Annotated in this window: 16 protein-coding genes; 9 read left to right on the top strand and 7 right to left on the bottom strand. The window is 72.5% G+C overall.

Going from position 1 to position 17989, the window contains the following annotated elements:
- The first annotated feature begins 459 nt into the window (after positions 1 to 459).
- The gene (locus QRN23_RS07425; protein ID WP_285063068.1) at positions 460 to 1299 is read left to right on the top strand and encodes an NAD(P)H-hydrate epimerase; all 840 of its coding nucleotides are present in this window, start codon (positions 460 to 462) and stop codon (positions 1297 to 1299) included.
- 422 nt (positions 1300 to 1721) lie between these two features.
- A complete protein-coding gene (locus QRN23_RS07420; RefSeq protein WP_285063066.1) occupies positions 1722 to 2693 on the top strand; it encodes a putative endonuclease domain-containing protein in 972 nt (323 codons plus the stop codon).
- A 166-nt stretch (positions 2694 to 2859) separates the two neighbouring features.
- Here the strand turns inward: QRN23_RS07420 and QRN23_RS07415 are convergent, their stop codons facing one another.
- From QRN23_RS07415 to QRN23_RS07400, 4 genes are all read right to left on the bottom strand, one after another.
- The gene (locus QRN23_RS07415; protein ID WP_082460329.1) at positions 2860 to 4344 is read right to left on the bottom strand and encodes an MFS transporter; all 1485 of its coding nucleotides are present in this window, start codon (positions 4342 to 4344) and stop codon (positions 2860 to 2862) included.
- A gap of 832 nt (positions 4345 to 5176) precedes the next feature.
- A complete protein-coding gene (locus QRN23_RS07410) occupies positions 5177 to 6700 on the bottom strand; it encodes a DHA2 family efflux MFS transporter permease subunit (RefSeq protein WP_235452646.1) in 1524 nt (507 codons plus the stop codon).
- 120 nt (positions 6701 to 6820) lie between these two features.
- The gene (locus QRN23_RS07405; RefSeq protein WP_285063065.1) at positions 6821 to 7699 is read right to left on the bottom strand and encodes an ABC transporter permease subunit; all 879 of its coding nucleotides are present in this window, start codon (positions 7697 to 7699) and stop codon (positions 6821 to 6823) included.
- Positions 7696 to 8658: an ABC transporter ATP-binding protein gene (locus QRN23_RS07400; RefSeq protein WP_285063063.1), complete on the bottom strand. Its 963-nt coding sequence runs from the start codon at positions 8656 to 8658 to the stop codon at positions 7696 to 7698. The genes QRN23_RS07405 and QRN23_RS07400 overlap by 4 nt, the downstream gene beginning before the upstream one ends.
- 164 nt (positions 8659 to 8822) lie before the next feature.
- Here QRN23_RS07400 and QRN23_RS07395 point away from each other — a divergent pair, with 164 nt between their 5' ends.
- Genes QRN23_RS07395 through QRN23_RS07385 form a run of 3 tightly spaced genes read left to right on the top strand, consistent with a single transcriptional unit; the run spans position 8823 to position 10983 of the window.
- Complete coding sequence (locus QRN23_RS07395; RefSeq protein WP_285063062.1) at positions 8823 to 9557, top strand: DedA family protein; 735 nt, start codon at positions 8823 to 8825, stop codon at positions 9555 to 9557.
- 20 nt (positions 9558 to 9577) lie between these two features.
- Positions 9578 to 10273, top strand: a complete 696-nt coding sequence (locus QRN23_RS07390; RefSeq protein ID WP_200922585.1) for a nucleoside/nucleotide kinase family protein — start codon at positions 9578 to 9580, stop codon at positions 10271 to 10273.
- A gap of 41 nt (positions 10274 to 10314) precedes the next feature.
- Positions 10315 to 10983: a histidine phosphatase family protein gene (locus QRN23_RS07385; protein ID WP_285063061.1), complete on the top strand. Its 669-nt coding sequence runs from the start codon at positions 10315 to 10317 to the stop codon at positions 10981 to 10983.
- A 107-nt stretch (positions 10984 to 11090) separates the two neighbouring features.
- Here the strand turns inward: QRN23_RS07385 and QRN23_RS07380 are convergent, their stop codons facing one another.
- Positions 11091 to 12368 (bottom strand): FAD-binding protein, encoded by a 1278-nt coding sequence (locus QRN23_RS07380; protein WP_285063060.1) that lies wholly within the window; start codon positions 12366 to 12368, stop codon positions 11091 to 11093.
- 98 nt (positions 12369 to 12466) lie between these two features.
- Entirely contained in the window at positions 12467 to 13642 is a 1176-nt protein-coding gene (locus QRN23_RS07375) for an ABC transporter permease (RefSeq protein WP_285063059.1), read from the bottom strand.
- Positions 13643 to 13749: 107 nt separating this feature from the next.
- Between QRN23_RS07375 and QRN23_RS07370 the strand changes: the two genes are divergently transcribed.
- The 3 genes from QRN23_RS07370 (at position 13750) to QRN23_RS07360 (ending at position 16467) form a co-directional block, all read left to right on the top strand.
- The gene (locus QRN23_RS07370) at positions 13750 to 14190 is read left to right on the top strand and encodes a MarR family winged helix-turn-helix transcriptional regulator (RefSeq protein WP_123570572.1); all 441 of its coding nucleotides are present in this window, start codon (positions 13750 to 13752) and stop codon (positions 14188 to 14190) included.
- A gap of 359 nt (positions 14191 to 14549) precedes the next feature.
- The gene (locus QRN23_RS07365; RefSeq protein WP_148053639.1) at positions 14550 to 15914 is read left to right on the top strand and encodes a peptidoglycan DD-metalloendopeptidase family protein; all 1365 of its coding nucleotides are present in this window, start codon (positions 14550 to 14552) and stop codon (positions 15912 to 15914) included.
- A gap of 28 nt (positions 15915 to 15942) precedes the next feature.
- Complete coding sequence (locus QRN23_RS07360; protein WP_285063057.1) at positions 15943 to 16467, top strand: GNAT family N-acetyltransferase; 525 nt, start codon at positions 15943 to 15945, stop codon at positions 16465 to 16467.
- A 170-nt stretch (positions 16468 to 16637) separates the two neighbouring features.
- Here the strand turns inward: QRN23_RS07360 and QRN23_RS07355 are convergent, their stop codons facing one another.
- Entirely contained in the window at positions 16638 to 17375 is a 738-nt protein-coding gene (locus QRN23_RS07355; RefSeq protein WP_159825996.1) for a S1 family peptidase, read from the bottom strand.
- Positions 17376 to 17596: 221 nt separating this feature from the next.
- Here QRN23_RS07355 and QRN23_RS07350 point away from each other — a divergent pair, with 221 nt between their 5' ends.
- Positions 17597 to 17956, top strand: a complete 360-nt coding sequence (locus QRN23_RS07350; RefSeq protein WP_056046678.1) for a hypothetical protein — start codon at positions 17597 to 17599, stop codon at positions 17954 to 17956.
- The last annotated feature ends 33 nt before the right edge of the window (positions 17957 to 17989 follow it).

Here is a 17989-nt window from a genome sequence, read left to right as displayed (position 1 = left end):
CCCGCTCGCTGCGCGGGTTCCACTCGCTGCGCGCGTTCCGCTCGCTGTGCGCGTCTCGCGCGTCTCGCGCGTCGTGCCCGCTGCACGTTCCGCTCGCTGCGCGCGTCCCGCTCGTCGTGCCCGTTGCGCGTCCCGCTCGCTGCGCGCGTCTCGCGCGTCGTGCCCGCTGCACGTCCCGCTCGTCGTGCCGTTCTCGTCGCGTGACGGTCGACTCGGGTCTGCTCGCGGTCGGGTCGTCCGAGGTGCCGAGTGGCGCGCGATGTCGGCAACTCCTCCCTCGTGCCGCCCGTGCCTCCCGTGGGCGGCGCGCTCGGCCGCCTGCACGTCACAGGCCTGGAGTTACCGACCCGGCCGGTGCCGCACGAGCAGGTCCTCCCTCGGCACGGCGGGGCCCGGCGCCGTGGCGGACCGGGGTGGGCGGCCCGGTCTTCCGGCGGTCGAGGGGAGGAGGGTGGACGCATGGTCGAGGCTTGGACGGCGGCACAGATCCGTGAGGCGGAGCGCCCACACCTGGAGGCGGGCGAACCCTTGATGAGGCGGGCGGCCGACGGTCTCGCGGACGTCGTGCGCGACGTGTTGCGCGCCTCCTCGTCCTCCCGGGACGGTCGTGCGGGCCGCATCCTGCTGCTCGTCGGAAGCGGCAACAACGGCGGTGACGCGCTCTACGCCGGGGAGTCGCTCGCCCGCGAGCTCGTGCCACAGGGCGGCGCGGTGACGGTCGTGTCCGTGGGGTCACGGGTACACGAGGCCGCCCTGGCCGCGGCGCTCGCGGCAGGGGCCGTGCTCGACGACGTCGAAGCCTGGTGCGATGCTGCGGTCGTGGCGGGGGTTCTGCCCGCGTACGACGCGCTGCTCGACGGACTGGTCGGGACGGGCTCGAACGGTGCGGGGCTTCGGGGGGATTCGCTGCGGGTGGTGCGGGCGGTGCTGCCGGTGGTCACTGGTGCGACATGGGGTGCAGGTGCGGGTGCGGGTGTGGGTGCGGAAGCGGCTGCGGCATCGGGGACGAGGAGGAACGCAGGGACTTCCCCGGCCGGAGGTGCGGCCGCGGACGGTGGCGCCACGGAACCCGCACCACGAGTGATCGCGGTCGACGTTCCGAGCGGCATCGGGGTGGACGACGGGGCCCTCCCCGATCCGCCATACGTGCTGCCCGCGGACGTCACCGTCACGTTCGGCGGCCACAAGGTCGGGCTCGTCCTGGGCCCGGGGGCGGCGCGGGCCGGGCGCGTCGTGCTCATCGACATCGGCATCGGTCCGGACCTCGCGCGCATGCCCCCGGCGGTCACGACTCCCTGATCGCCGCCCGGCCCGAGCCCCCGCCTCGCCTCGTCCCGTCCCTGTGCCGCCCCCGTCCTGTCCCGTTCCGCTTGCTGTCACCGCCAAGGGTCTGTCCCGGTCGGCAACTCCGGGCTGTCGGCTTCCCGAGCCGGAACCCTCGCGCCTCCGTCACGACGCCGACGCCCGATGCAGGAGTTCCCGACACCGCACCAGCACGGTCGGCAACTCCTGCCCCAGGGCATCGCCACCCGGCCGGAACCCTCACACCACCTTGAGTCTGGGCAGGAGACAGGAGTTGGCGATGGCAGGCCGTTCCCGACCGCGGAGAAGGTCTCACCGGTCCGGCGTCGTCTCGTCCCCAGGGGCCCGCCGCCGCCGTGCGTCCCCGATCCGAGTCGCGCGGAGGTGCCGGCTACAGCCATTCCGACACGCTCGTGGACATGACCACGATCGCCGAATTGGTCTCGTCCGCCGGAGGCCTGCTCCACAGACGCGACCTCGTCGCCCACGGCGCGACCGACCGACACCTCACCGTCGCCGTGCGATCCCGCAACGTCGTCCGGCCCCGGCGGGGGTGGTACTCCACGTGGCCGCCCCATGACCCCCGGTTCGTCGCGGTGGCGGTCGGTGGCCGGCTCACGGGAGCCTCCGCCCTCCACCTGCTCGGGGCGTGGTCGTGGTCGTCGCGCCGACCGCCCGTCACCGTGTCGGTTCCGTTGACGGCCTCGCGCCTCCGGAGGCGTCGAGGGGTCCGTGTCGTCTGGGACCCCGTCGACCTGAGCTGCCGAGGATCGACCTGGGCGGTCGATCCTCGCGACGCCCTGGCACGGGCGGTCGTCGAGGCGCCATCCTTCGAGGACGCGGTGATCCTCGTCGACTGGGCGAGGGAGGCAGGCATCGTCCAGGACGATGACGACGCCGCCGAGGTGTTGTCCCGCAAGAGCATGGACGCTGCCGGCCTCGTCGCATGGAGTGAAGGGGGCGCGGAGAGCATCCTCGAGAGCGCCGCCGGAACGAGACTCCGACGCGCGGGACGCCACGTCGTGCGTCAGATCCCTGTCTCGGGGACGAACAAGATCATCGACATGGTCGTCGACGGCATCATCGGCTTCGAGACCGATGGACGAGCACACCATGAACGGCGTTTCGACGAGGACCGGGTCAAGGACGCCGACATCGCCCGTGAGGGGCGGGTGCCGTTCCGGGCGAGCGCCATGATGGTGAAGAACAGGTGGCGGTCGACGGCCGAGGCGATCGATGCGCTGATCTTCACGGCGGGTGGCCCCCGTCGCGTCGAGGATGTCGTCAACTCCTCGTTGCCGCGAGTGCTCGGACCCCAGGGTCGCAGATCGTGGCGGCTGGCGATTCCGCGACGGAGCGCCGGTCAGGAGTTCCCGATCGGGGGGACCTAACGGTGGAGCTCGGGGCCCGTCCCGCTGGCCTTCATCGAGCCGCACGGCCGGGCCAAGCCGGTCGCGAGGCATGGCCCGCGGCACGGCCCGCCGTCCGGCCTGGCCAAGCCGCCCGCCGGCTTGGTGAAGCCACCCCGCCCGCGGGCCCTGCCCAGCCCAGCCGACCTCAGCTCCGCGGCGACTGCTTCGACGAGGGGACGACCGACAGCGGAGTGGTGATCGTCTCGAGCGACTTGCGAGCCGCGTCGACACCGAAGATGAGCGCGATGACGCCGCCGACCAGCATGACGCCGGCGCCCAGGAAGTACCCGCCCGTGAGGGGCCCCCGGTCGCTCCCGTCGCCGATGAGGGCGCCGTAGAGGCTCGGAGCGACGGCGCCGACGATCTGTCCGAGGGCGAAGAAGTAGCCGATGACCTGACTCCGTAGCTCGAGCGGGAAGATCTCGCTCACCGTCAGGTAGGCCGACGACGCGCCTGCCGAGGCGAAGAAGAACGAGACGCTCCAGAAGGCGGTCTGAGTCGCGGCGTTCAGCACGTCCGCCTGGAACAGGATCGCCGACACGGCGAGCACCGCCGCCGACACGGCGTACGTCAGGAAGATCATCTGACGTCGACCCCAGCTGTCGAACAGCGGCCCCAGCACCAGCGGCCCGAGCAGGTTTCCCACGGCGAAGATCAGGAAGAAGTACTGCGTGCTGCTGGGGCTCGTGCCGTAGAAGTTCTGCAGCACGAGTGCGTAGGTGAAGAAGATCGCGTTGTAGAGAAAAGACTGCGTGATCATCATCGCGGCGCCGACGAAGGTTCGCTTCGGGTAGTCGTGTACCAGGGTGCGGATGATGGTGCCGAACCCGATCCGCCCCGCCGCGACCACCTCGATGGCCTGGTCGTCCGACACGGGGGTGAGGTGGTCGGTGCCCTTGTCCTTCTCGACGCGGGCCTCGATGTCGTCGACCGTCGCCTCGGCCTCCTTCTCGCGTCCGTGGGTCATCAGCCACCGCGGGCTCTCCGGGATGTGGCGGCGCAGGTAGATGATCGCGAGGCCGAGTACCGGCCCGATGAAGAACCCGATGCGCCAGCCCACGTTCTCGGCGAACAGGTCGGGGTCGAGCAAGAAGATGTTGGCCGTCGCGCCCAGGGCCGCGCCGCCCCAGTACGTCCCGTTGATCGCGATGTCGACTCGTCCGCGGTACTTCGACGGGATGAGTTCGTCGATCGCCGAGTTGATGGCGGCGTACTCCCCGCCGATCCCTGCACCGGCGAAGAACCGGAACACGGCCAGGAAGACGAAGTTCGGCGACAGTCCCGCGATGGCGCTCGCCACGAGGTAGATCGCCAGGGTCAGGATGAACAGCTTCTTGCGGCCGAGGCTGTCGGCCATCCGCCCGAAGATGAGGGCCCCGAAGACCTGGCCGACGAGGTAGATCGTGCCCAGCAGCCCGACCTCGGCGGCGGTGAGCCCGAGGTCCGCCTGGAACCCGGCAGAAGCGACGATCTGGATCTCGAGCCCGTCGAGCACCCAAGAGAACCCCAGGCCCACGACGATCGACCAGTGGAACCTCGTCCACGGCAGACGGTCCATCCGGGCCGGGACGAGGCTGCGCGTGCCTCCGCCCGGGCCGCCGTTCGACGAGGTGGTGGGTGAGCTTGTCATGGGTCGGCCTCCCGGGGATGCGTGACGACGGGTGCGCAGCCTGCAAGTCTGCATCATCTGCACGTGCCCGGACGCTACTCGCGCTCGAAGCCCGTGTCCGCGTCGGCCCGCACGCCGAGGAAGCAGATACCCGAGGAGGCGCGTGTCGCCAACGCAGGACTCCTGAGGAGGCGCGGGCCGAGAAGACAGGGGCCCGGAAGTGGGGCGCACCCCGAGACAGGAGTTGCCCGCACCCGCAGCCCCACCCGCACCTGCAGGGAAAGAAGAGGCGCGTGACGGCAACGCATGACCGCCGAGGAGGCGCGTGTCGGCAACGCAGGACTCGCGAGGGGGCGCGGGCCGAGAAGACAGGGACCCGCAGGGAGGGCGCACCCCGGGACAGGAATTGCCTGCACCCGCACCCGCACCCGGAGGGGTTGAGGAGGAGCGTGTCGGCAACGCAGGACTCGCGAGGGGGCGCAGGCGGAGAATACGGGGACCTGAAGGCGGGGCGCACCGCGGGACAGGAGTTGCCCGCACCCGCACCCACACCGAATCCGCAGGGGCTGAGGAGGCGCGGGTGGTGCAGGCCGCACCGCCGGCGCCATGGGGCCGTCGCGGGAACGGCATCACGCGGCGCGGGCCGTCGGTTGCGCGATGGTCCACGACCTCACGGACGGCTGACACGACGACGAGCTGCCGACGGCTGGCGCTTCCCCGAGGGGGAGGCCGTGACCATCGGCAGCTCGCCAGCGAGGATGTGCGGAGCGCCGACGCACGTCTCGCCACGCGCCACGCGACGAGCTCACGCCCAACGCGCGCCACGCGACGCGCGACGCGCGACGCGCGCAGGTTAGTGCGCGACGACCGGCTCGGCGCCCTCGACGACCGGCGGGCGCCGGACGAAGAACGACCCCACGACGGCGAACACCGAGATGATCGCGCCGACCAGGAACGCGGCGCGCACGCCGGCTCCCGTGGCGGCGGCTCCGGCACCGGACTGGCTGGCCGCCGCGGTGGCGGCCAGGGTCATCACGGTGACGAACACGGCGGTGCCGGCGGCGCCCGCCAGCTGCTGCACCGTGCCGACGATCGCGCTGCCGTGCGAGTACAGGTTCGACGGCAGCGACCCGAGGCCCGAGGTGAACAGCGGCGTGAACATGAAGGCCAGGCCGATGCTGAGGGCGACGTGGGCGGCGAGGACCATCGGGATCGGGGTGGACTCGGACACCGTGGACATGAACCACAGCACCGCGCTGACCAGGGTGGTGCCGGGCACGAGCAGCACGGTCGGACCGTACTTGTCGAACAGGCGTCCCACGACGGGCGACAGCAGGCCCTGGACGAGGCCGCCGGGCAGCAGCAGCAGCCCGGTGGCGAGCGGGTCGAGGCCGTGCACGTTCTGCAGGTAGATCGGCAGGACGATCAGGGTGCCGAAGAGGGCGATCATGCCGACGCCGAGCACCGACGCCGAGATCGTGAAGGTGCGCGACGAGAACGTGCGCAGGTCGAGCAGGGCGCGGTCGCGACGCTGCAGCGAGCGCTGACGCAGCACGAACGCGACGAGCGCGACGACGCCGACGGCCAGCGGCACCCAGGCGGGGACGGCGGCCTCGGCCCCTTCGCCGATCGAGCTGAGCCCGAAGACGATGCCACCGAAGGCGAAGGCCGACAGGATCACCGAGGTGACGTCGAGGGGCACCTTCTTCGGCGTGGTGACGTTCTTGACGCGGGCGGCACCGAGCGCGAGCGCCACGAGGGCGATCGGCAGCACGAGGATGAACATGAAGCGCCACTCGAGCACGCTCAGGATGACGCCCGAGATCGTCGGGCCGATGGCCGGTGCGACCGAGATGACGATCGAGATGTTGCCCATCGTGCGGCCGCGCGTGGCCGGCGGCACGAGGGTGAGCACGGTGGTCATCAGCAGCGGCATCATGATCGCCGTGCCCGAGGCCTGCACGACGCGGCCGAGCAGCAGCACGCCGAAGCCGGGAGCGATCGCCGAGATGGCCGTCCCGAGGCTGAAGAGGCTCATCGCGGTGATGAACACCGGGCGGGTGTTGAAGCGCTGCAGCAGGAAGCCCGTGATCGGGATGACGACGGCCATGGTGAGCATGAAGCCCGTGGTCAGCCACTGGCCCGCCGTGACGGTGATGTCGAGGTCGCGGGTGAGGCTCGGCAGGGCGACGCCCATGATCGTCTCGTTGAGGATCACGACGAAGGCCGACACGAGCAGCAGCCCGATGACGAGCTTGTTGCGCGCCTCGGTGCCGGCCTGGTCGCCGTCGGCGCCCGCCGTCGCGGTGTCGGCGGCTCGGCTCTCGGGGGCTCGGCTGTCGCCGACGGTCGTCGGGGGAGAGGGGTCGATGCTCAAATGGGGCTCCTCGGAGGTGACGGCGGTGTGCCTGTGCGACCGAACGTACGAGACGGTCCGGTTCTTCCCGATCCGTCCGATCGCGTCGCCGTCACCCCGAGGAGGCGCGGTGCCCGTCGGTCAGACGTCGCGTCGCTTCACGAGCGCGAGCGCCAGACCGAAGAGCACGACGACCCAGCCGACGAGCACCAGCAGGGCGCTCCACGGCTCGAGGACGAGGGCCCCGTCGGGGCTCGGCAGGGCCATGGCCGACTGGCCGGAGACGACGTAGTCGTAGAGCCGGGCGGCGGCGTTCGGCGGGATGATCTCGGCCAGTGTGTAGACCCAGGCGGCGTCCACGAACGCCGTGAAGATCTGCACGATGATCGGCAGCACGAAGACCAGGCCGACCGAGGCCGCGATGGCGCCGGCGCCGTTGCGGATGATCGCCCCGAGCGAGAAGGCGATCATGCCGATGAAGGCGATCGAGGCCGCGGCTCCGACCACGCTGCGCCAGAGGGCACCGTCGCCGAAGTCGACCGTGATGTCGTTCGACGGCAGGATCGCGCTGTTGATCAGCAGGGTCAGGACGAGGGCGACCAGCGACACCACGAAGAGCGTCAGCGCGACGACGACGAGCTTGGCGACGACCGCGGGCAGGCGCTTGGGCACCGTGGCGAAGGTCGACCGGATCATGCCCGTGCCGAATTCACCGGTGATGACGAGAGCGCCCAGGATCGACGCGACGAGTTGGCCGAACACCACGCCGACCGAGACGGACTGCGCGACGATCTGCTGTTGCTGCTCGGTGCTGGCCTCGCCGGCCTGGAACAGGCCCGCGCTCAGGGCGAAGAGGGCACCGAAGCCGACGATGATGACGACCATGATCGCCAGGCACCACCAGGTCGAGCGCAGCGTGCGCAGTTTGATGATCTCGCTGCGCAGCACGCCGCCGAAGGTGAGCTTCGAGGTCGGGCGCACGGGTCGGTCGCGGTGACGGGTGGGGGTCGTGGCGGTCATCGGGTCGCTCCCTGGGGGGTCTGCGTGTCGGGGGCGACGTGGCTGCCTCGCGCCGCGCCTCCTGCGTGGTATTCGACGGAGTCCTGCGTGAGGGTCATGTACGCGTCCTCGAGCGAGCGGACCAGCGGGGTGAGCTCGTGCAGCACGACGCCGGACGAGGCGGCGAGGTCGCCGACCCGCTCGGCGGTGATGCCGCGCAACTCGACCACGCCGGGTTCGACGGCCGTGACGGCGACGTCCGGCCCCTGCAGCAGCGAGACGAGGTGGTCCGCGTGCGGGCTGCGGACGCGCACGGCGTCGCCCGACGCCTGCGAGATGACGTCCGAGATGGGGGAGTCGGCGAGCACCTTGCCGCGCCCGAGCACGATGAGGTGGTCGGCGGTCTGGGCCATCTCGCTCATCAGGTGCGACGAGAGGAACACGGTGCGACCCTCGCTCGCGAGGAAGCGGGCCAGGGTGCGCACCCAGACGACGCCCTCGGGGTCGAGGCCGTTGACGGGCTCGTCGAGGATGACGGTGGCCGGGTCGCCGAGCAGCGCGGCGGCGATGCCGAGGCGCTGGCCCATGCCGAGCGAGAACCCGCCGACGCGCTTCTTCGCGACCGACTCGAGGCCGGTCAGGGCGATCACCTCGTCGACGCGCTTCTTGCCGATGCCGTGCGTGGCGCCCATGGCGAGCAGGTGGTCGTGGGCGCTGCGACCGGTGTGCACGGCCTTGGCGTCGAGCAGGACGCCGACCTCGTGCAGGGGGGCCGCGTGGTCGGCGAACCGCTTGCCGTTGACCGTGACGCTGCCGCTGGTGGGGCGGTCGAGCCCGACGATCATGCGCATGGTGGTGGACTTGCCGGCGCCGTTCGGGCCGAGGAACCCGGTGACGAGACCGGGTCGGACCGTGAAGGTGGCGTCGTCGAGCGCGCGCTTGTCTCCGTGGATCTTGGTGAGGTTCCGGGCTTCGATCATCGCGTGCGTCCTGTCGTCGGCATGCTGAGGGGTGTCCGCATCGCCTCAGGCTAGGGGCGCGGTGCGCCCGGGGGCATCCCCCGCCCGGCCGAGACCGGTGGATGCGCGAGTGGTCCGCTCGGTGGACGCCGCGTCCCGGGGTGGACCCGTTACAGTCGTCCCTCGTGATCGCCGACACCCTGCTCGCCGCCCTGCCCGCGTCCACCGGCGGGGGGTTCGTCCTGTTCAACCCGGACGAGCTGCTGCCCGCCCTGGGGCCCTGGGCCCTCGCCGGCATCTCGCTGATGGTCTTCATCGAGTCGGGCGTGCTGTTCCCGTTCCTGCCCGGCGACTCGCTGCTCTTCACCGCCGGCGTGCTGCACGAGGCGCTGGGGCTGCAGGTCTGGGTGATCGCCCTCTGCGCCTTCGTCGCCGCGGTCCTCGGCGACCAGGTGGGCTACTTCCTCGGCAACCGCTTCGGCCGCCGCCTGTTCAAGGACGACGCCCGCATCCTGAAGACGGCCTACCTCGAGCGTGCGGAGGCCTTCTTCGCGAAGTACGGCGGCACGAGCCTGATCCTCGGTCGGTTCGTCCCGATCGTCCGCACCTACGTCCCGCTGGCCGCGGGGACCGCGGGCTACCGGTACCGCAGGTTCCTGCTCTTCAACGTGACCGGCGCCTTCCTCTGGGCCGTAGGCATGACGGTGCTCGGCTCACTGCTCGGCGGCATCCCGTTCATCCGCGACCACATCGACGTGCTGGCGGTCGTGCTCGTCGCGCTGTCGGTCGTGCCCATCGCCCTGCACGCCCTGCTCGCCTGGCGCCGGTCGCGGCGTGAGGCGGCCCTCACCGAGCTGCGGACCGCGGACGTCGGCGACGACGCGGGCACCGGTCCGGGCTCGGCCGGCCGCCCCGAGTGACCGGTACGCCGCTCGGTTCGGTGGAGGACCTCGTCGCCCGAGCCCTGGCGGTCCACGCCCGGACGCAGGAGGCGCGGCGCGGCTCCTCCGCGGGCCTCGCGTCCCCCGGCGGTCCCGTCCCGACGTCCGTCCGCACCCTGATCGGCGTCGCCGGCGAGCCCGGGGGCGGCAAGAGCACGGTCGCCGCGGCCGTCGTCGAGGGGCTCACGCGGGTCGGGGTGAGGGCCGTGGTCGTGCCGATGGACGGGTTCCACCTCGCGGGCGCCACCCTGGCCCGGCTCGGCCGCCTCGACCGCAAGGGCGCGATCGACACCTTCGACGCCGACGGCTACCTCGCCCTGCTCGAGCGGCTGCGGTCCCGGTCGGGGACGGTGTGGGCACCCGAGTACGTCCGGGGCGTCGAGGAGTCGATCGGCGGCGCGGTCGAGGTCGATCCGTCCGTCGAGGTCGTGGTCAGCGAGGGGAACTACCTGCTGGCCGAGCTCACGCCCTGGCCCGCGGTGCGCGCGACGTTCGACGAGGTGTGGTTCGTCGACACCCCGGCCGAGCGGCGACGGCGCTGGCTCGTCGCCCGTCACGTCCGCTTCGGCATGACGCCCGGAGCCGCCGAGGCCTGGGCCGCGGGTCCCGACGAGGCGAACGCCCGGCTCGTGCGGGCCACCCGCGCCCGGGCCGACGTCGTCGTGGACGCCGGTCGCCTCTGGCCCGACGCCTGACCGACCGCCGGTGTCGGGGGTCCACCGTAGGGTTGACGATCATGCGCCTGTTGTTGATCCGCCACGGTCAGACCCCCGACAACGTCGAGGGCGTCCTCGGCACCGTCGCGCCCGGCGTCGGGCTCACCGACCTCGGTCGACGGCAGGCCGAGGCTCTGCCCGCCGCTCTCGCCGACGAGACGATCGGTGCCCTCGCCGTCAGCACGCTCGTGCGGACGCAGCTCACCGCGGCTCCCCTGGCCGCCGCCCGGGGCCTCGCGCCGACGGTGCTCGACGGGTTGCGCGAGGTGAAGGCGGGCGACCTCGAAGGCCGACACGACACCGAGGCGGTCACGGCCTACGTCGGCTGCGTCTTCTCCTGGGCGTCGGGCGACCTCGACGTCCGGGTGCCCGGTTCCGAGGACGGGCACGAGTTCTACGCGCGGTACGACGCCGCGTTGGCCGACCTGATCGCCGGGGCCGAGGGCGACGGGCACGAGACGGTCGCGGCCGTCAGTCACGGTGCGGCCATCCGGGCCTGGGTCGGCTCGCGGGCGGTCAACGCCGACGACGAGTTCATCCGTCAGCACCTGCTCGAGAACACGGGGGTCGTCACCCTCGAGGGCAGCATCGATGCCGGCTGGCGCCTGCAGACCTGGCAGGGCCTGCCCGTCGGCGGGGCCGAGCTGCTCGACTTCGAGGCGGCGGACCCCACCGGCGAGTCCTACTGAAGCCCGACCCCAGGCCCGATCCGGTGCCCGACCCGAGGCCGGATTCCAGGCCCGACCCGTCGACCACCTGTCGCGCCTAGGCGCGCAGGCGCTCCACGCCGTCCCGGCTAGGCGAGCAGGCGCTCCACGGCCGGGCCGCCGAACTTGCCCTCGGGGTCGATCTCGCGCACGAGGTCGGCGAAATCCGCCAGTCTCGGGTAGGCCGCGACGATCGCCGCGTGCGGCAGGGCCGACAGCTTGCCCCAGTGGGGGCGCGGGGTGAACGGGGCCAGCGCCTCCTCGACCCGGGGGATCAAGGCCGCGACCTCGGCGGGGTGCTTCTTCCAGGTGAAGGCGATGCCCAGGCTGTCCTGTGGTGTCGGGCTCAACCAGAGCGGGTCGCCCGCGACGGTGCGGGTCTCGCAGGTGTGCAGGTGCGGGCGTAGCTCGTCGCCGAGGCGTCGTACGGCGCGGAGGGCGGCCGCACCGTCTTCGAGGGCGACGAAGTGTTCGCTCTGCAGTTCGGAACCCACGGACGGGGTGGCGTCGATGCGGAAATGCGGCAACCGGTCGGCCCACGACCCCACGCTGCCGTCCATGGGCGTCGACTTCGTGCCGGTGACCTCGGCGTGCTCGTCGACGGGGGCGGGGCGGGCGCCCCACAGGTCACGGGGCATCGACACGTCGGCGAGGCCGTCGGGCACGCGCGACTTGACCAGCACCTCGCGGATGCGGTGGTCGAACTCGTGGAAGAAGCTGACGCTGTACCCGGCTCCCATGACGTCCATCAGGTGGTCGTCGACGCTCGACCAGGGCAGGTCGACGTAGGTGTCCTGTCGCATGCGGAACCCGGGCTGGACGTCGAGGGTCACCCTGACCACCACGCCGAGGGCGCCCAGGGCCACGACGCTGCCGTCGAAGCCCGGCTGCCCACGACGCACGGTCCGGAGCGACCCGTCGGGCCCGACGATCTCGAGGGCCGACACCGCGCTGGACAGGCTCCCGAGGCCGAGTCCCGAGCCGTGGGTGCCGGTCGCGATCGCGCCACCCACCGAGATGTGCGGCAGCGAGCCCATGTTCAGCAGGGCGAGTCCGTGTCGGTCGAGGTGCTGCGCGACGACGGCGTAGTTCGTGCCGGCCCCGACGGTGACGCCGTGGCCGTCGTCCGAGATCACCGGGTCGGCGGGCAACGCCGTGGTCGAGACCAACAGCCCCGGTCCGTCGGCCACGTCGCTGAAGGAGTGGCGCGTGCCCAGGGCCCGGATGCGCGGGGCCCCGGCGACCAGCTCGCTCAGCTCGTCGATCGTGGTCGGCTGGACGACCCGGGTCGCCCCGTAGCTGAAGCTGTCGGCCCAGTTGCGCTCGTCGCGTCGGGGTGGCCGGAGGGTCTCGTGCGTCGTCGTCACCGGTCGAGTCTCGCACGCGTCCCCGGCGGGCCCGGCGCCCGGTGTCGCACGCGTCACCGCCGCGCCCGGCGTCCCCGGCGTCCCCGACGCCCTGCGGCTCAGGCGGCGATGCCCTCCTCGTCCTCGCGGACGGCCACGCGCTCGTTCGCGAGCCGGGTGCGGCGCACGCTCCAGAGGTGGGTGAGTCCGGCGAGGGCGAGCCCCGCGGCCAGCCAGAGTGCGAGCGTCAGGCCGGCCCGGCCCCAGCCCTGGCCGGGGAAGTACACGATCGACTGCGTGGCGTGCAGCCAGGCCGAGCCGTTCCAGAAGGCACCCAACGCGCCGAAGAAGGGCGGCACGAGCTGCGACGAGAAGACTCCGCCCGAGCTGGTGAAGTTCAGCATGACGAAGAGCATGGTCAGGGCCGGCGTCGTCCAGTGGCGGAGCAGGGGGTGCAGGCCGATGCCGATCACGACGACGGCGGTCACGTACAACCAGCTGACGAGGGCGACGCCCCAGAGGCCGGTCGTGACGATGCCGTAGACGGGGCCGACCACGACGGTGCCGATCGCCGCGATCACGGCTGCCGTGACGACCCCGGCGAGGAGGCGCGAGCCGAGTCCCAGCCGGGCGCTCGCCGCCGAGATGGCTGCGGCACTCGCGTACGCGCCGACGCTCAGGGCGACGAGCAGGAAGAACAGGCCCTGTCCGGTCGGGTCGCCCTCGCCGCTCGGGACGACGTCGTCGACCTTCAGGGGCAGCCCGAGTCGGTAGGCGACCGGACCGAACACCTTCTGCAGGACGCTCGCGGTCGTGTCCGACGCCGCGGACGAGACGTACAGCGTCGCGTCGGTGGCGCCCACCTCGAACGCACCCGAGATCTCGCGGTCGGTGATGAGCCTGCGTGCCGCGTCGGCGTCGGCGACGGTGCGCACGTCGAGGGCGTCCGGGTCGGCGTCGTTGAGCTGTTGGGCGAAGACCTCGCTCTGGGCCGAGCTGCCCACGACGGCGACGGGCACGTGGTGCGGGGTCGGGTGGCCGAAGGCGCCGAGGTAGGCGAGGGCCATGCCGGTGGCCAGGAAGAGCGGGATGAGCACGTGCAGGCCGAGGGACCGCCAGGCCGCGGCGTCGGGACGCGGGCGGCGCGCGGTCGTGGGCCCGGCGTGCTGGTGAGCCCGGTGGAGGCGCGGGTCGGGTCGGTCGTCCCGCCCCCGGAGCGCGTCGGCGCGGAACGGGTCGTGGTCGGGGCGCGCGCCGTCGTCCGGGCGGTGCAGGGTCAGGTCGGTGGTCGTCACGGGGCTCCTCGGGGTCGGGGGCGCCGTTGCCCGTCGGTCTACAGTTGCATTATGCAACACAAACGACCCCCTCGGTGTTCCCGACCACCCGCCGTTAGGCTGAACACGTGACGGACCAGCGGGGGCAGCGAGGAATCGACACGGTCTACTCGGAGCTCGAGACCGTGTCCCGACGGGCCGTCGCCCGTGCCCGGCACAAGAGTGCCCCGCTGTCGTTCGTCGAGCACTCGCTCGTCACCTTCATCGCCACCCACCCCGGCTGCCGCGCCACCGACATCGCCGCCGACTTCGGGCTGAACCGCTCGACCGTCTCGCGCCAGCTCGGCGGACTCGTCGAGCTGGGCCTGGTCGAGCCCGGCGCGGGGGCCGCGGTCGAGGGTCGCCGCGGCCAGGCGCTCACGCTGACCGCCCGTGGTCGTGACCTGCTCGCCCGATCGGTCGACGCCAACCGGTCCGCACTGGCCGACCGGCTCGAGGGATGGACGGCCGCCGAGGTCGACGCGCTCGCCGCGGCGCTCCACCGTCTGAACTCGGCCTTCGTCGACTGACCCGCCTGGCGGCTCGGCGCCCGTGCCCGGTGCCGGGTGTCCGATGGCCGGCCCGGCCCGGCCCGGCCCGGCCCCGGCCCGGCCCGGAACGGCGATGCCCGTCGCCGTGGGCGACGGGTGTCGCCGACCCGCGCCTCCTCGTCGATCGGGGTACAGATCGTGGGACGGATGTGACTGGAGTCATGTCGTGCATCCCCCTGTGAACCCCTGACTGGGGACATGCCGATGACGAGAAACCCTGAGGTGCGGGTTTACCCTTCCCGGTTCCGCCCGTAGGCTGAGCGGGTTCCCCACCCCCGACGACCGTCGATCCGGCGCGTCCAGCGGGCTCAGGACCGACCACAGATAGGTGCTCCTCCGTGACTTCGCCCGTGTCCCTGCCCCGCCGTCAGGGCGTCGCCGCCGCCGTGGCGACGGTGCTGCTCAGCCTCACGCTCGTCGCGTCGGGCGCGGTGCTCGGGGGCTCGCCCGCACAGGCCGCCTCGTACCCGACGTGGGACGACGTCCAGGCGGCACGGTCGAGCGAGTCGGCGAAGGCATCCGAGGTCAGCCGCATCCAGGGGCTGCTCGACCAGCTCGCGAGCGACGCCACCACCGCCCAGGCCGAGGCCGAGCGTCTCGGTGCCGAGTTCGAGCAGGCCCAGGCCGACGCCGACGCCGGTGCCGCCAAGCTCGCCGAACTGCAGTCGCAGGCCGACGAGAAGGCTGCGGTGGCCGACGCCAGCGAACAGCGCGCCGGTCAGGTCTCGGCCCAGCTCGCCCGCACGGGTGGCGGTGACGTCTCGTCGCAGCTCGTGGGCGACACCGAGCAGGCCGACGACCTGCTGTACCGACTCGGCGCGATGAGCAAGCTCACCGAGCAGACCGACGGCATCCGTCAGCAGGCCGTGAACGACCGCAACGTGGCCCAGTCGCTGTCCGACCAGGCCAAGGTCGCCTCGGACGCGCTCGTGAAGTTGCAGGGAGCCGCCCAGGTCTCGATGGACGAGGCCCAGGCCGCGTCCGACGCCGCCGCGGCCGCCGTCGCCGCCCAGCAGGAGAACGAGTCGCGCCTCCAGGGCCAGCTCGCCGTGCTGCAAGACCAGAGCCTGCAGACCGAGGCCGACTACGCCACCGGCGTCGAGGTCGCGCGTCAGGCCGAAGAGGCCCGCAAGGCCGCCGCCGCCGCCGAGGCCGCCCGCCAGGCCGAGGCGCTCCGTCAGCAGCGCGCCGCGGCTGCCGCGGCCGCCGCTGCCCGACCCTCGACGCCCTCCGCACCCGCGCCCGCCCCGTCCGCCGGCGGCGGTTCGTCCGGCGGTGGCGGCGCCTCGAGCGGCTCGGGCTGGGTGCGCCCCAGCGCCGGGTACATGTCGAGCGGCTACGGCATGCGCGTAAACCCCGTGACCGGCGTGTACCGCATGCACGACGGCATCGACCTGGCCCCCGGCTGCAACAGCCCGATCTACGCGGCGACCTCCGGGACGGTCACCTTCGCGGGCCTGACCGGCGGCTACGGCAACTACATCCAGGTCAGTCACGGCGGCGGCGTCTCGACCGCGTACGGCCACATCGTCAACGGGGGCATCAAGGTGTCCCGCGGGCAGAGCGTCGTCGCGGGCCAGTTGATCGCGCTCGTCGGTTCGACCGGCAACTCGACCGGCTGCCACCTCCACTTCGAGACCCGCGTCGGCGGCGCCTCGACCAACCCCGTGCCGTTCATGGCCGCGCGGGGCGTGCGACTCTAGGCACCCCACGAGGGGGCAGAATCGTCTGGTGACGAACACCGCTCCCTCCGCCCTGCCCCCGCTGCATCTCGAACGCGTCGCCTTCGACGATCCCCGTGCCGTCGCCCTGCGCGACGCCATGGACGCCGAGATGACCGTCCGCTACCACCGAGACGTCGTCGAACCCGTCGACGTCGTCGAGGCCCGGAACGCCGCCCTCACGGTGCACCCGTCGAACGTGCTGGCCACCGTGCTGGTGGTCGTCGACGACGGTGCCGAAGACGGCACGCCCGTCGGCCACGCCCTCGTGCAGAGCCGGGACGGCGAATGGGAGGTCAAGCGGGTGATCGTCGCGGACGGTCAGCGCGGCCGCGGCATCGGCCGGCTGCTGATGGCCGAGCTCGAGGCGGTCGCCCGAGACGGCGGTGCCCGCCGACTCATCCTGCAGACCGGGGACCGTCAGCCCGACGCCGTCGCCCTCTACGAGAAGATCGGCTTCACCCGCATCCCGACCTACGAGCCCTACGTCACGACCATCCCGCAGTCGATCTGCTTCGAGAAGCCGATCGTCTGACGTCCGGCGGCCGACGCCCCCCCCCGAGGAGGCGCGGGTCGACACGACGACGGAGGCGCGCCCCGGTCGCGTGACCGGGGCGCGCCTCCTGCGTTCCGTGGGCGGGCGTGTCCGTACGGTCCTTGCGTCCGAGGCCGCCCGTCGCCGGCGGACCCGCCCGAGGTCGCGGACTAGAGGCCGGCGGTCGAGCGGATCCAGGTCGCGCTCTGCGACAGCACGGCGTAGTTCGAGCCGGCACGGGTGTTCGCGCCCGGGTCGGCCTGGTCGCCGGTGGAGCAGACGGCCACGATCTGGCCGCCCACGATCAGGGGGCCACCCGAGTCGCCGTGGTTCGCCGCGCCGGTGGTGCCGGTCAGGTGCTGTGCGGCCCCGCCGTAGGCGTCGGTGCTGCGGCCGGTCAGGCCCACCGTCGCCTGGTACAGGCCGTCGGACTGCACCGAGTTCGCGCGCAGGCCGTAGCCCATGATCGTGCCGCTGCCCGACGACGTCGCCTGGAACCCGAGGTTCAGCGTCGGGTAGCTGCCGAGCGCCTTCGACTGGCCGAGGTGCACGAGCGCGATGTCGCCCGCGGGGGCGGCGGCGACGCGGTCGACGGCGATCGCGGTGCCCGGGTTCGTCGTGCTGTTCGAGTGGTACACCTGCATCGAGGTGACGCCGTCGATGCAGTGGCGGGCGGTCAGCACCCAGCTGGCGTTGATCTGCTCGCCGGTGCAGGCGTAGCTCGCGGTGCCGCCGGTCCGGAAGACCAGCTGCACGGCCCACGGCGTCGTGGGAGCCTTCTCGCCGCCGACGACGTCCGTCGACCGGATGGTGTCGACGGGCCCGGCGGCGACGGCCGAGGTCGAGACCCCGAGCGATCCGACGACGAGGGCTGCGGCGGTGAGGGCGGCGGCGACGGAGGTCTTCATGTGGTTCCCCTTGGTTCGTGTGGTGCGTGTCGGGTGGTGCCTGCCGGGCGGTCCGGTGATCGACCGACCGGGTGGATCGGACACGTGCCGCCTGGGTCGAGCTTCCGCCTGGCCCTCGTTCGGGGGCAAGTCGGCACTCTGGCCGACTTGACGGCGTGTGTTGCGCGTGGCAACAGCGCCGGTGCTCGCGAGGGGTGGGGGCGGACGGGTAGCGTGTGCGGGTGATCACGCGACGAGACGCCGCCCTGCGACTGGACATCCCGCTCGAGATGGCCAAGCGCCACGGCCTGCCGCCGAAGATGACGGTCGACGAACTCGTCGCGATCGAGCGGACGCCGCCGGCCTGGCTGGTGCAGTCCCGGGCGAACCGCACGGGCAAGCCGGTCTGGGTCGAACTGGAGTGCGTCGTCTGCGGCTACCACGAGGCGGCTCGCCCCAAGAAGTGGTGGCCCGAGTACACCTACCTCAGCTGCGACGACCACGGTGCGGACGAGTTGCCCGAGCCCGAGCCGGGCGTCGTGCGCGCCGAGGTCGACGGCGTCGGCACCCGCTTCGTCGCCATCGTCGACGTCGCCCCCTGACCCGACTGCCTGCCCGGGAGGCGCGCGCCGCGT

The organism is Frigoribacterium sp. ME-P-080, from assembly GCF_030209595.1.
In the GTDB taxonomy this organism is placed as follows: Bacteria; Actinomycetota; Actinomycetes; order Actinomycetales; family Microbacteriaceae; genus Frigoribacterium.
This window is presented reverse-complemented; position numbering and strand designations above follow the sequence as displayed.